At 34.7% G+C, this 13307-nt stretch carries 11 protein-coding genes and 1 pseudogene; 9 read left to right on the forward strand and 3 right to left on the reverse strand.

All coding sequences use genetic code 11. The features are described from left to right. Positions 1-36: 36 nt before the first annotated feature. The 4 genes from DWZ69_RS01595 to DWZ69_RS01610 are packed head-to-tail and all read left to right on the forward strand — an operon-like array spanning position 37 to position 4561. Positions 37-2517, forward strand: coding sequence for a hypothetical protein (locus tag DWZ69_RS01595; RefSeq protein WP_118435825.1), 2481 nt, complete (start codon positions 37-39; stop codon positions 2515-2517). Positions 2518-2526: 9 nt separating this feature from the next. After that, complete coding sequence (locus DWZ69_RS01600) at positions 2527-3501, forward strand: glycosyltransferase family A protein (RefSeq protein WP_118435827.1); 975 nt, start codon at positions 2527-2529, stop codon at positions 3499-3501. Then, on the forward strand, positions 3498-3968 hold the full coding sequence (locus DWZ69_RS01605) for a phage holin family protein (RefSeq protein ID WP_118435829.1): 471 nt from the start codon (positions 3498-3500) through the stop codon (positions 3966-3968). Before DWZ69_RS01600 ends, DWZ69_RS01605 begins: the two co-directional genes overlap by 4 nt. A gap of 2 nt (positions 3969-3970) precedes the next feature. Further along, positions 3971-4561 (forward strand): peptidoglycan recognition family protein, encoded by a 591-nt coding sequence (locus DWZ69_RS01610; protein ID WP_118435831.1) that lies wholly within the window; start codon positions 3971-3973, stop codon positions 4559-4561. 116 nt (positions 4562-4677) lie between these two features. Here DWZ69_RS01610 and DWZ69_RS01615 read toward each other — a convergent pair. The 3 genes and pseudogenes from DWZ69_RS01615 to DWZ69_RS12225 form a co-directional block, all read right to left on the reverse strand. Continuing rightward, positions 4678-4770 (reverse strand): annotated as a pseudogene (locus DWZ69_RS01615) (Mn-containing catalase); the annotation flags it as partial. Then, a complete protein-coding gene (locus DWZ69_RS01620; protein ID WP_022166277.1) occupies positions 4770-5027 on the reverse strand; it encodes a spore coat protein CotJB in 258 nt (85 codons plus the stop codon). The pseudogene DWZ69_RS01615 and the gene DWZ69_RS01620, both read right to left, overlap by 1 nt. Beyond that, complete coding sequence (locus tag DWZ69_RS12225; protein WP_243002585.1) at positions 5027-5539, reverse strand: spore coat associated protein CotJA; 513 nt, start codon at positions 5537-5539, stop codon at positions 5027-5029. The genes DWZ69_RS01620 and DWZ69_RS12225 overlap by 1 nt, the downstream gene beginning before the upstream one ends. A gap of 131 nt (positions 5540-5670) precedes the next feature. On the opposite strand from DWZ69_RS12225, the gene DWZ69_RS01630 reads away from it, so the two are divergent. From DWZ69_RS01630 to DWZ69_RS01650, 5 genes are all read left to right on the forward strand, one after another. Continuing rightward, positions 5671-6915, forward strand: a complete 1245-nt coding sequence (locus DWZ69_RS01630) for a 6-phosphofructokinase (RefSeq protein ID WP_117999411.1) — start codon at positions 5671-5673, stop codon at positions 6913-6915. Positions 6916-7027: 112 nt separating this feature from the next. Continuing rightward, complete coding sequence (fba, locus tag DWZ69_RS01635) at positions 7028-7894, forward strand: class II fructose-1,6-bisphosphate aldolase (RefSeq protein WP_022166274.1); 867 nt, start codon at positions 7028-7030, stop codon at positions 7892-7894. Positions 7895-8080: 186 nt separating this feature from the next. Continuing rightward, positions 8081-9025 carry a class B sortase gene (locus DWZ69_RS01640; protein WP_022166273.1) on the forward strand — a complete coding sequence of 315 codons (945 nt, stop codon included), beginning with the start codon at positions 8081-8083 and terminating at the stop codon, positions 9023-9025. A gap of 264 nt (positions 9026-9289) precedes the next feature. Next, complete coding sequence (locus tag DWZ69_RS01645) at positions 9290-11383, forward strand: glutamine synthetase III (RefSeq protein WP_117999412.1); 2094 nt, start codon at positions 9290-9292, stop codon at positions 11381-11383. 330 nt (positions 11384-11713) lie between these two features. Next, positions 11714-12727 (forward strand): calcium/sodium antiporter, encoded by a 1014-nt coding sequence (locus DWZ69_RS01650; RefSeq protein ID WP_022166271.1) that lies wholly within the window; start codon positions 11714-11716, stop codon positions 12725-12727. The last annotated feature ends 580 nt before the right edge of the window (positions 12728-13307 follow it).

Genomic DNA, 13307 nt, shown 5'->3' on the forward strand with positions numbered 1-13307 from the left:
GCTATGCTATTCTTTTTTTATGGAGGTAAAAAAAATATGGACGTAATAATTTATGATATTCTGCTAGACACCCAGTATGCAGGGTGCAGACGGCAGATTGAATTAAAAAAAGGGGAAGCCAATTCAAAAATTTTCAGAATTGAACTTTGTAAGGGAACAGAACCCATAGAAATTGACCCTAAAGAAGCAATGGCAATTATCAGAGGATGTAAGGAAGACGGAACAGTTATTGTCAATCCTGCAAAAATTACAAATGAGAGCAAGATTGAGTACGAGGTGGGAAGTCAGGACACTGCAGCAGTTGGAACAACATGGTATGAAGTACAAGTTGTGGCAAAAGATGGAGAAAGCTATAAAATACTCTATTCTGCACAGTTTAAGGCAGTAGTCAAAGATACACTGGTGGAAGATGGAAAAATCACATCATCAGATGAATTTGGACTTCTAGTTGACACAATCACAGAAAATAAGGAATGGAAGGAAAACAAGGACAAGGAACTTGCCTCGTGGATGGAAGAACGTGAAAAGGAAATAGATACTAAGGAAAAGGAACACGAGACTAAGATTACAGAAAATGAAAAAGCACATGTGGAATTGATTTATGATAATACATTAGTCTTTAAAGAAACAAAAATATTTACTAAGGCAGAAGATACAACTCCGGAAATTTTAGATTTCAATTCGGAATATATAGAAAAAGATTGTGATGCAATAGAAGTCATAAACAACGATAACAGTAGAGTTAAGATAAAAATTGATGATTATAACACAATTAAAACCATAGGCCCGGGGCAAACTGCAAGAGTAGTTTTAGGTGACATTGAAAAATATAAAATTAATGCCACAAATTTATTTCCGGGACAGGAAAGTATTGATATTACAAAAGTAACATTAAAAAAATATATTTTTGTAAATAAAATTGGAAGTTTCTTTTCAAATTATGCCGAGAATGAATTAGTACAAAATGATTTGTTTGTTGAAAGATTAGCAAAAAATACAGCATCGTATTTACCAAGTTTTATGGCATCTTATTGCGCATCAGATCCAATGTTTATGAGTAGCATGACAGAAGCATTACCAAAGGATGATGGCTTTATGTCAAAAGTAGGAAAGAGAATAGAAAGTTTTATAGATCAAACATTGCCAAAAAATGATGAATTCATGACAGGAGTAGGAAAGAGAATAGGAAGCTTTTGGGATGGAAATTGTGCATCACAAACAGCATATGCGTTAGCAAGTAATACAGCATCATATTTACCAAGTTTTATGGCATCTTATTGCGCATCAGATCCAATGTTTATGAGTAGCATGACAGAAGCATTACCAAAGGATGATGGCTTTATGTCAAAAGTAGGAAAGAGAATAGAAAGTTTTATAGATCAAACATTGCCAAAAAATGATGAATTCATGACAGGAGTAGGAAAGAGAATAGGAAGCTTTTGGGATGGAAATTGTGCATCACAAACAGCATATGCGTTAGCAAGTAATACAGCATCATATTTACCAAGTTTTATGGCATCTTATTGCGCATCAGATCCAATGTTTATGAGTAGCATGACAGAAGCATTACCAAAGGATGATGGCTTTATGTCAAAAGTAGGAAAGAGAATAGAAAGTTTTATAGATCAAACATTGCCAAAAAATGATGAATTCATGACAGGAGTAGGAAAGAGAATAGGAAGCTTTTGGGATGGAAATTGTGCATCACAAACAGCATATGCGTTAGCAAGTAATACAGCATCATATTTACCAAGTTTTATGGCATCTTATTGCGCATCAGATCCAATGTTTATGAGTAGCATAGCATCTTATCTCCCAGAACAGGAAGCATTTATTAATTCAGTTGGAAGAAAAATGGCGAAAGCAGATTCATTTTGTAGCGAACTTGCAAGTAGCCCGCCATTTGGAAGTGCAGTATTAAAGAATGCTCTGGTTTCATTAGAACTGAGTAAATATGTGCCTAAAACAGCCACCGTATGTGGTGTACAGATACGGGATGGTATATCACCTGCTGTTATAGCAGATAAAGTGGCACCTTATTTACCATCAAGATTAGGCTTTTTTGGAGTTTATCAAACTATTGCAACTCCAAATGAATCAGGTAAGGAATATTTTAAATTCGAGGATTATTCGATTAAAGGTAAATATTCTATTAATAGTGATAGAAATAAAATTAACATTCCTCGAAAATTACTTTCAATTAAAGTTAGAGGAAATTTCAGTGGTGCACAATCTTGTAAAAACTGCAAAATTTGTGGAGAAGTCGTTGATGAAAATAACCAAATTGTATTTAGCAATTTTGAGATTTTTCGTGCTACAGCTGGAAGTGATGCTGATGGATTAGTTACAGGAACACAACCGTTTAATGCCGAATATATTTTAAATGCAGATTTGGATGATAGCTCTCTTGGTAATAAAACATTATATATAAGATTTTATGTGAAGTATGATACAATGGCATATTTTTATGCTATCGGTGGATGGGGAGACTGTTCAGTAACAATTACGGAAATTTAAGGAGGCAGAATGAGTAAATTAGGAATATTAGTTACACAATACAACGAGGATGAAAAAATATTAAAAAATCTGTTGGACAGCATAGCTGTTCAGCAGAATGTTGATTTAAAAGAAATTGAAGTAATCATATGTAATGACGGAAGTGACACAATCATTAGTTCAGAATTTTTTAATAAATATGACTTTAGTATTAAGTACATACGTCATGAGCATAAGGGAGTTTCGGCAACAAGAAATGCCTGCCTTGATAATTCAACGGCAGAATATGTAATGTTCTGTGACATAGACGACATGTTTGAAAACATGTATTCACTATCAAGAATCTTTTTTGAAATGCAAAGACCTTTTGATGGATTGGTTTGCTCTTTCATAGAGGAATTAAAAATCCCAGACGGAACAATTAAACTTTTGAAAAAGGATAACGACAGTGTTTTTGTTCATGGCAAGGTGTATAGAAGAGCATTCCTTGTAGAAAACAATATCAGATGGAATGAAAATTTAACAATCCACGAGGACAGTTATTTTAACATTCTCTGTAAACAGCTGGCAAAGGAATACAGATACTGTAATGAGCAGATTTACATATGGAAGTGGAGAGACGCATCTGTATGTAGGCGCGATCCAAAATATATACTTAAAACATATACAAATCTTTTAGACAGCAACGAGGCATTAATTGATGAACTAACAAGAAGAGGAATGGGTAAGGAAGCAGGACAGGTTGCATATTCAGCCCTGTTTGATTTCTTTTATACCTTAAACAAACAGGAGTGGATGGATTCATCAAATGCGGAATATGTAAATAAGACACTTGAACGATTCAGACAGTTCTTTGCTAAATATCAGAAAATTATAGCAAATGTATCTGATGAAGAAAAGAAGCAGATTATTTATCTGATAAGGAACAGAATGAGTGGAGAGGGTGTTCTTGTTGAAAGTTTAACTTTTAAGGATTATATGCTAATGATAGGAGGCACGAAATGAAACACATTAAAGAAATCGTAACAGCAATAGGAAGTACATTATCTTCATTGTTAGGAATACTATACATTCCTACATTGTTGATGGTAATCTGCAACATTATTGATTATGGAACAGGCTTAATGGCTGCAAAGTACAGAGAAGATGGAACCATAAGCTCATACAAGAGCTTCAGGGGAATAGCAAAGAAAGTGTCAATGTGGCTGTTGGTAGTTGTAGGTGCAGTAATAGACCAACTGATTTTGTATGCATCACAGACAGCAGGAATAACACTTCCGTTTACGTTCCTAGTAAGCTGCATAGTGGCAATATGGATTACATGCAATGAACTGATAAGCATTTTAGAAAACATAGTAGATATTGGAGTTGAAATACCATCTTTTCTGATGCCATTAGTTAAGAATATAAAGAGCCAGACAGAAGAAAAGATACATATGAACAATGAAAATAGCAAGGAACAGGAGGAATAAATATGACAAAAAATAAACCTAAGAACAAAATAAGAAAATTTAAGGCATCAGACAAGAAGACATATACAATCAATAGAATGTGGGCATACGAAAACACATTCTTCTGTGCTGCAGGAAAACAAAAAAGAGCAAATGTAAAGAATATCCCTATTCACAACACAGGAAACAAAGGAAGAGATACAGCCAAGGCAAATGCTAATTATTTCTGCAATAACAGAGAAAGATATTGTGGTGCTCATTTTATCATTGATTTAGATGGAGTAATCTATCAGTGTGGCAGACTTAAGGATGCTTGCTATTCGGTAGGTGGAAATAAGTATGCTAATTGTTCCAGCACAGGAGGTGGAATTTACTACGGTAAGTGCAACAACTATAATCAGGTGTCAATTGAATTGGCAGGTATTGTTGATAATAAGCCAACAGCCAAGCAGATTGCTGCTACAAAGGCAGTAATTGAATACATACAGAAGTATTGTAAAAACGCAAAGAAAATCATCAGACATTTTGATGTAACAGGAAAAGATTGTCCACATAGATATTCAGGAAAAGCAAATGAAAAGGCTTGGCTTGAGTTTAAAAAGAAAATACAGTAAAAAAGAGAGAACCAATGCTGATTCTCTCTCAAACTAGATTGTACCATTTTACACTATAATTATAATTAGTTTCTTCCTATTAATAATAGTATCTCATATACGTTGTTGATGTACGCACCACCATACTGGCTGAGTATGAACTGGGCAGTTTGAGGATTTCTTATTTTTATATTAACAGGGCATTGCAGTCTTTTTTCATATACATACATTAGCAACTACCTCCTTCCCAAGGCATATCGCCTTTATTCCATTGCCAGTAATCTTCATCATTTACTTCGTAAAAAGTAAGCGGACCAAAGTTATCAACATATTCTCGCCATGCACTCTCCCTTGTTTTTTGCACTTTGTTATAAAACATGATAGCCTCCTGACAGTTGGGATGTGTGTCTAAAAACAGTCTTGTGTCGTCAAGTGCAAAACTGGTTTGAGTAATAATTTTCATTAATGATTTTTTATCGCATTTCATTATTTACACTTCCTTCCTATATATGACTTGTCAAGTTGAGCAAATATTGTGCCTCTGGCAAATCCTTCTTCTGGAGAATAAATGTCTTCCCATTTCTGCCATGGAACATAACACATACCGGGAGCCATATGGTCCACATGCTCTGTGCCTATATCGCAACCGTCAGTTTTCATACAGCCACAACCGCCGGCTCTTTTACAACCACAAATATTACCTGAAGAACTATTTCTTGAATTCCCGTTTGCTGTCATATTACGGTTATTATTCATACAACTGCAATTATTAGAACTGTTGGCTGAACCATTACGACTCATGTTATTAGAATTATTTCCTAAGGGACCACAGCTTTGCGTAGTATTATTGGAACATCCACAACCTTGCGTAGCATTATTAGAACAACCAAAACCCGACATGTTATTAGGACGATTACCACCGGACATGTTGCATGAGCGACCGCAACCGGACATAGTATTGCCACTGCAATTGCAGTTTCTATTCATTGTACAATTCATTATTTACATCCTTTTTTTATTTTACAATAATAAGGTATGCAATTTTTTGACTGTTGTTCTAAATATTGATGTTGGTTTTTGGTGAAAACTGGGGTATACTTATATGGAATTAATTTATCGGAGGAAATCAAATGAGAAATTGTTTAGTTGCTCAGTCAGGTGGACCAACAGTAGCTATTAATGCCAGCCTTGCCGGTGTTATACAGGGTGCAATTGACAGCAAAGAGTTTAAAACAGTATATGGCTCTCTTAATGGAGTTCAGGGGTTACTAAATGGACGACTTATGGATTTGACTAAAAAAGTTGAGGAAACACCTATGTTCATAGAATTACTTAAGAAATCACCTTCTATGTACCTAGGTTCATGTAGATATCAGCTTCCACATTATGAGGAAGATGATGCACCATACGCATATATTTTTAAGAAATTTAAGGAATATGAAATAGATGCATTTTTCTATATTGGTGGTAATGATTCAATGGATACTGTAGACAAATTAAGTCAGTATGCAAAGACAATTGGAAACAATATTAAAATTATTGGAATTCCAAAGACAATTGATAATGACTTGTGTGTTACAGACCATACGCCAGGGTACGGTTCAGCCGCTAAATATGTAGCATCTACATTATTAGAAATAGGTCATGATACTTCAATTTACCCAATTAAAAGTGTTACAATTGTAGAAATTATGGGACGTGACGCTGGTTGGCTTACAGGCGCATCGGTATTAGCCAGAAACAAATATAATTTTGCACCACACTTAATTTATCTTCCGGAAGTTCCTTTTGTGGAAGAAGAATTTATTGAAGACGTTAAGGCTGCAATGGAGAAATACAATAACGTTGTAATTGCTGTATCTGAAGGTATAAAAGATGCAAATGGCAAGTACGTTAGTGCTACAACAGCAGTGGAAGATACATTTGGTCACAGCCAGCTTAGTGGTACAGGCAAGTGTTTGGAATATATTATTAAGCAGAATATACAGGTTAAGGTGCGTTCTGTTGAAATTAACATTCTTCAAAGAAGCGCCGCTCATATGTCATCTATTACTGATATAGGAGAAGCTTTCAGATTAGGAAGACATGCTATTAATATTTCCATAGAAGGAAAAACAGGTGTTATGGTTACAGCCATTAGAAAGGCAAACGATCCATATTGTGTTACAATGTCTGACACACCTGTACAGAATGTTGCAGGTCTTGTAAAACATGTGCCTAGAGAATGGATTAACGCTAGAGGCAATGATGTAACTCAGGAATTTATAGATTACGCATATCCTCTTATTTTAGGAGAACCTGTTGTAAAATATCAGAGAGGAATCCCTGATTATTTGGACATATCGCATTTGTTCCCTAATATGAATGACAAGTAACATAGTGCAAAAATAGTGCAAAATAATGTTGGCAATTAGGATAAAATGGGGTATACTAAAGTTAGTTGTTTAAAATTTAACAATAAAGTATAAGATTATATGGAGGTACATTATGTTAGTATCAGCTAAAGAAATGTTAGAAAAAGCAAAAGCAGGACACTATGCTGTTGGACAGTTCAACATCAACAACCTTGAATGGACAAAGTCAATTCTTTTAACAGCAGAAGAATTAAAGAGCCCTGTTATTTTAGGAGTATCTGAAGGCGCTGGAAAGTACATGACTGGATTTAAGACAGTTGCAGCTATGGTTAAGGCTATGGATGAAGAATTAGGAATTACAGTTCCTGTAGCTCTTCACTTAGACCATGGTTCATACGAAGGATGCTACAAGTGTATTAAAGCTGGATTTACATCAATTATGTTTGATGGTTCACATTATCCAATCGAAGAAAACATTGCAAAGACTAAGGAATTAGTATCAGTAGCTCATAACATGGATATGTCAATTGAAGCTGAAGTTGGTTCAATTGGTGGTGAAGAAGACGGAGTTATCGGTAGAGGCGAATGTGCAGATCCTGATGAATGTAAAGCAGTAGCAGACCTTGGTGTTGATATGCTTGCAGCAGGTATTGGTAACATCCATGGAAAATACCCAGACAACTGGGAAGGACTTAGCTTTGAAACTCTTGATGCTATTCAGGCTAAGACAGGAGTTATGCCATTAGTTCTTCATGGTGGTACAGGTATCCCTGAAGATATGATTAAGAAGGCTATTGATCTTGGAGTATCAAAGATTAACGTAAACACAGAATGTCAGTTATCATTTGCTGATGCAACAAGAAAATATATTGAAGCTGGAAAAGACTTAGAAGGAAAGGGATTCGATCCTAGAAAACTTCTTGCTCCAGGTGCAGAAGCTATTAAGGCAACTGTAAAAGAAAAGATGGAACTTTTCGGTTCAGTAGGAAAAGCTGAATAATTAATATAAAATAACATATTTTATTAAAAAACAACTGGGATGTTGCATCCCGGTTGTTTTTTTCTGTAATAGGAAATTCTGAAAGAATTTCCTATTACAGAAAAAACGTTCCACTATGGATATACTTGCCTTTTTATGCTAATAATTTTATACTTAAATAAGTATATTTAGAAGGAAGACAAAGCTGTGGAAAATAGAGATAAGAAAAAAGATGAATTAAATAAAAAACAACAGAATAATACTGATAAGAAAAACATTGAAGACATGAATGAAACAACAAATAATGATGATAAGAAAAATGTGGAAGATATAACTGAAAGAAAGAAGACAGGCAAAAAACTGAAACTTTCAAATCGAGCTTATAACATTATCAGGTACGTTGCTTTAGTGTGTGCGGCAGCAGTGCTTATTTATGCATCATACAGCCTTACGGATTCTTATTTGAATTACAAAGAGGATGAGGCAAAGTACGCAGAAATAAACAAAATGTTCACACAGAAGACTGAAAATAAGAAAACCAAAAAAAAGAAAAATAAAAGTGAATATTCTTCATCTCTTACAACATGGGTTTGGGATTACAAAGCAATGTTGCAGTACAACGATGAAGCAAGAGGTTACATTAAATTAGATGGAACAAGAATACAGTATCCAATAGTAGAACATAGTGATAATGACTTTTATTTAAAAAAAGGTTCAGACAAAATATCAAATGGCGCCGGTGCCATATTCCTTGACTATAGAACGGCAGGTCTTGATGGCAAAATGTGTATTTTGTACGGTCATAACATGCTTGACGGCTCAATGTTTAAAGGACTAATGAGTTTTAGAGAGAGCAAGTTTGCTAAGGCACACCAGATATTTGATATATACGTTGGCTATAAACATTATCTATATTATGTTTTTTCAACATTTACTGCAAAAGATAACAATGAAGATGTTTATAAGTACGGCTTTGATGATGATGTTGCTTTCCAAAAATGGATTAATTTAGTAGCTGGAAAAAGCAGTCAGAAATTTGATTATGGCATTCCGGGAGTGGATGATAAGATTATAATGTGCTCTACCTGTGTAGACGATTATGGCAACAGACAGATTGTTTGTATGTATAGAGGAGAAGAGGTAGTAGATTAGCAAAAGTTGTAAAAATATGTAAAAATAAGGGGTAAACTTAATTTAATTAAGAAAAAGGTTTAAATAATTAGATAAATACCTTGATGCTATTGATTTTTATAAAGATATGATGTAGATTAGTCTGCGAATGAGGGAGACCTCACCGCTGAATGAGATTAAGGACAAGGGCGTTCTTCAAAATGAATATTTGGAGAAGTGCCTTTTTCTTTTGGGTTAATTAAAATAGCGGAAGAAATATGTTAGTAGAGAAAGGAACAGAAAACTATGGGAGTTAATATTGAAAAAGTATTTGGAGAAAACGTATTTGACGACTCAGTTATGAAAGTTCGCTTACCTAAAAGTGATTTTGAGAGAGTTAAAACTCTTATGCATGAAGGTGGAGAAATAACAGAAGATTTGGCAGATGTTGTTGCTCAGGCTATGAAAGAATGGGCATTGGAAAAAGGTGCTACACACTATACACATGTATTTCAACCATATGTTATTTCAGTAGGAGCTGAAAAACATGATTCATTTGCATCAGTACCAGTTGATGGAAAAATTGAAAATACATTTACAGGAAAAGAATTATTAATGGGAGAACCTGATGCTTCTTCATTCCCTTCAGGTGGACTTAGAGAAACATGTGGAGCAAGAGGATATACAGCATGGGACATTACATCTCCTGTTTACATTAAAGAAGATACACTTTGTATACCGACAGCTTTTTGCTCATATACAGGTGAATCACTTGACACAAAGACACCACTTCTTAAGGCAATGCATGCAGTAAGTAAGCAAGGTGTAAGACTTATGAGATTATTTGGAAATGAAAACACAAAGAGAATTTACTCATATGTTGGACCTGAACAGGAATACTTCCTTGTGGATAAGGAAAAATATTTGAAGAGACCTGACTTAATTTACTCAGGACGTACATTATTTGGAGCACCTGCTCCTAAGGGACAGGAAATGGACGATCAGTATTTTGGCGCAATTCCTCCAAGAGTAAAAGCATTCATGGAAGACATAGATGCGAAATTATGGAAGTTAGGAATCACAGCAAAAACAGAACATTGCGAGGTTGCTCCAGGACAGTTTGAAATTGCCCCAATCTTTTCAATTTCAAATGTTGCTTTAGATAACAACCTTTTAGTAATGGATATTTTAAAGAAAACAGCAAGACAGCATGGCTTAATTTGCTTACTTCATGAAAAACCATTTGATGGAATCAACGGTTCAGGTAAGCACAACAACTGGTCACTTACAACTGATGATGGAATTAACTTATTTAAACCTGGAAAAAAACCTGAAAATAACTCATTATTCCAGTTAGTATTAGCTTGTACAATGGCAGCTGTTGACGCACATGCAGTTCTTTTAAGATTAGCAGCTTCAAATACAGGTAATGACCACAGATTAGGAGCTAATGAAGCACCACCTGCAATTATCTCAATGTACTTAGGAGATCAGGTTGGAGACGTTGTAGATCAGATTATTAAAAATGGTGAAGCTACATCAAGTCTTTCATCAGGAGAAATTGATTTTGGTATTAAGAAACTTCCAAAACTTGAGAAGGATCCTACAGATAGAAACAGAACATCACCATTCGCATTTACAGGTAACAGATTTGAATTTAGAATGGTTGCTTCATCAAACACAATTGGTGATGTAAATACAGTTCTTAACGCAATGATGGCTGAACAGTTTGAAAAAGCTGTTGAAGTGTTAAGCAAGGCTGATGATTTCGAAACAGCAGTTACAGAATACACAGCTAAGTTAATGAGAGAACATCAGAGAATTATCTTCAACGGAAACGGATATTCAGAAGAATGGCCGGTTGAAGCTGAAAAGAGAGGTCTTCCAAACTGCAAATCTATTGTTGATGCAATACCTGCATTATTAGATGATACAACAATTGAAATGTATGGTAAGTTTGGTATTCTTTCTAAGGCTGAATTAGCAGCAAGAAAGGAAATCTTATTTGAACAGTATGCAGGTGTTAGAAATATTGAAGCATTAACAATGGTAGATATGGCTAACAAGTTAATTATTCCTGCAACAGTTAAATATACAAAAGAACTTGCAGATACTGTTTTAGCAGTAAAAGAAGCTGGTGTAGATGCAACAATTCAGGCAGAAATGTTAGCAGATGCTACAGCAAAATTAGCTGAAATGAAGAAGGCAGTTAAGAACTTGTCAGAAGTAACAGAAAAAGCTGCAAACGCAGGAGATGCACAGGCAGTTGCAGTTGCTTACAAAGATGAAGTTATGGAAGCAATGGCTGAACTTAGAAAACCGGCTGATGAACTTGAAGTAGTTATGCCAAAAGAAGAATGGCCAATGCCTACATACGGTGATTTAGTATTTGAATTATAATTACTATTTATAATAAAACCTCAAAAGGAGTTTGCGATTTTTATCGCAAGCTCTTTTTATGTAATAAGAAATTCTTTCAGAATTTCTTATTACATAAAAACGTTTCACTATGGATGCACACTAGCACAAAATGAAAAATGTTGCTAAAGCAACACGCGCTAGGCGCGTAGAATGCCCCAAGCGACATTCTTTTGGTTTAACAAGAAATGTCCCTTGCTACATTTTTCTTGCGTTGTTTTGCATAATTGTATAGAATAGTATTTATTCGTAAAAAGATAATAAGTAAAAGCCCGCAATATTAAAAGTGGGATTAAGGAGAGAAAATTAAAGATGAAAGTAATATTGGATATTCTATTGTTATTAGTAGGATTTTTATTCCTTATTAAAGGGGCTGATTTTTTCGTAGATGGAAGCGTGGCAGTTGCCAGAAGATTGAAAGTTCCATCAATTGTAGTGGGACTTACAATTGTTGCGGTGGGAACATCGCTACCTGAACTTGCCGTAAGTTCATTTGCTTCAGCAAAAGGCTCTAATGCTATTGCAGTAAGTAATGTTGACGGTTCAAATACATTTAACCTTTTAATGGTTTTGGGTGTAACAGCTCTTTTTGCAAGCATTAAGGTGAAACAGTCTATATTGAAGAGAGAGTTCCCATTTTTAGCCATAATTTCCCTTATATTGATATTTTTATTAGGAGATGCATTGTGGTTTGGAGATATAATCGGAAATGTGAATTTGCTTAAATTTTCAAACGGAAATGCTACAGTAGGGTCTGTTGGACGAATAGACGGCATATTATTGTTGTTACTGTTTGTAGGTTTTATTGCATGGACAATTTCTTATGCTTTAAGAGAAAGAACACAGGGCGATGATGGAGATATTCTAATGTCTAAGTCCAAATGTGTTTGGTTTATTCTTGGTGGTATAGTAGCAATTGTTGTAGGTGGAGAGGTAGTTGTAGATTGTGCCAAAAGTCTTGCATTGGCGGTAGGTATGAGCGAAACATTAGTAGGTCTTACAGTAGTAGCAATGGGAACATCTTTACCTGAGCTTGTTACATCAGCCGTTGCTGCGAAAAAAGGAGAAGCAGATTTGGCAGTGGGAAATGTAGTTGGCTCTAACATATCAAACATTTTATTGGTGTTAGGCGTTTCGGCTACAATATCACCTGTAACAGTTACTTTAAATAATGCGATTGATGCGGTTGTAGCACTACTTGTGGCAGTGATAGTTTATGTAGTGGCAATTACAAGTAAGAAGATTGAAAGAAAAGAAGGTATATTACTAATCTTTATTTATTGTTTATACATGGCATATATTATTTGCAGACAATATATGGCGTAAGTAAAAGATCACAGATTTGTTGGAAATGAATTTTTCACAAGAAGTTAGATATAACAATCTAACATTTGCCAGCGAGTTCATTTGAAGATTAATTGAAAACAAATCTGTGGTCTTTTTTTAGACAGCAAAAAGGATGCATCTCTGCATCCTTTCCGCAAATATATTCTAATAATAAAAAAGGGAGGGAATCGGATAAATCCGATCCAAAAAAATTATGAAAAAACATAAACAAAATGTATAGCAACTTTTGTTTATGTTTATATAATAATTTGAAAACGTGAAAAAAGAGTGTTTTCGATGTAAAGAAATTATGAACAAGGTGTAAAAAAGAAAACTAAAATTGTTTCAACGTAAAATACGTGTTCCTATAGCTGAATTTCTGCACAAAATGTAAACAGTTATTGAGTAAGTGCGTCTCTACAAAAAGGAATGTATCTTTTGCTACTATATGCACCGCTACAATGTAAGAAAAAGTAAATTATGCCGGTACGTAAAAGCGCTACATTATTAAGAATAAAAGACGAGTTTTATATTGAAAAAGAGGCAAGTTTCATATTGGAAAAGAGGCAAGTTGTACTGT

Source organism: Eubacterium sp. AF34-35BH, assembly GCF_003477765.1.
Classification (GTDB): Bacteria; Bacillota; Clostridia; order Lachnospirales; family Lachnospiraceae; genus Eubacterium_G.

What these genes read in the sequence shown, in the direction of transcription:
- DWZ69_RS01595 (WP_118435825.1), top strand. Translation starts at nt 37, where the DNA reads ATGGACGTAATAATTTATGATATTCTGCTAGACACCCAGTATGCAGGG.
- DWZ69_RS01645 (WP_117999412.1), top strand. Translation starts at nt 9,290, where the DNA reads ATGGGAGTTAATATTGAAAAAGTATTTGGAGAAAACGTATTTGACGAC.
- DWZ69_RS01600 (WP_118435827.1), top strand. Translation starts at nt 2,527, where the DNA reads ATGAGTAAATTAGGAATATTAGTTACACAATACAACGAGGATGAAAAA.
- DWZ69_RS01605 (WP_118435829.1), top strand. Translation starts at nt 3,498, where the DNA reads ATGAAACACATTAAAGAAATCGTAACAGCAATAGGAAGTACATTATCT.
- DWZ69_RS01610 (WP_118435831.1), top strand. Translation starts at nt 3,971, where the DNA reads ATGACAAAAAATAAACCTAAGAACAAAATAAGAAAATTTAAGGCATCA.
- DWZ69_RS01620 (WP_022166277.1), bottom strand. Translation starts at nt 5,027, where the DNA reads ATGAAATGCGATAAAAAATCATTAATGAAAATTATTACTCAAACCAGT.
- DWZ69_RS12225 (WP_243002585.1), bottom strand. Translation starts at nt 5,539, where the DNA reads ATGAATTGTACAATGAATAGAAACTGCAATTGCAGTGGCAATACTATG.
- fba (WP_022166274.1), top strand. Translation starts at nt 7,028, where the DNA reads ATGTTAGTATCAGCTAAAGAAATGTTAGAAAAAGCAAAAGCAGGACAC.
- DWZ69_RS01630 (WP_117999411.1), top strand. Translation starts at nt 5,671, where the DNA reads ATGAGAAATTGTTTAGTTGCTCAGTCAGGTGGACCAACAGTAGCTATT.
- DWZ69_RS01650 (WP_022166271.1), top strand. Translation starts at nt 11,714, where the DNA reads ATGAAAGTAATATTGGATATTCTATTGTTATTAGTAGGATTTTTATTC.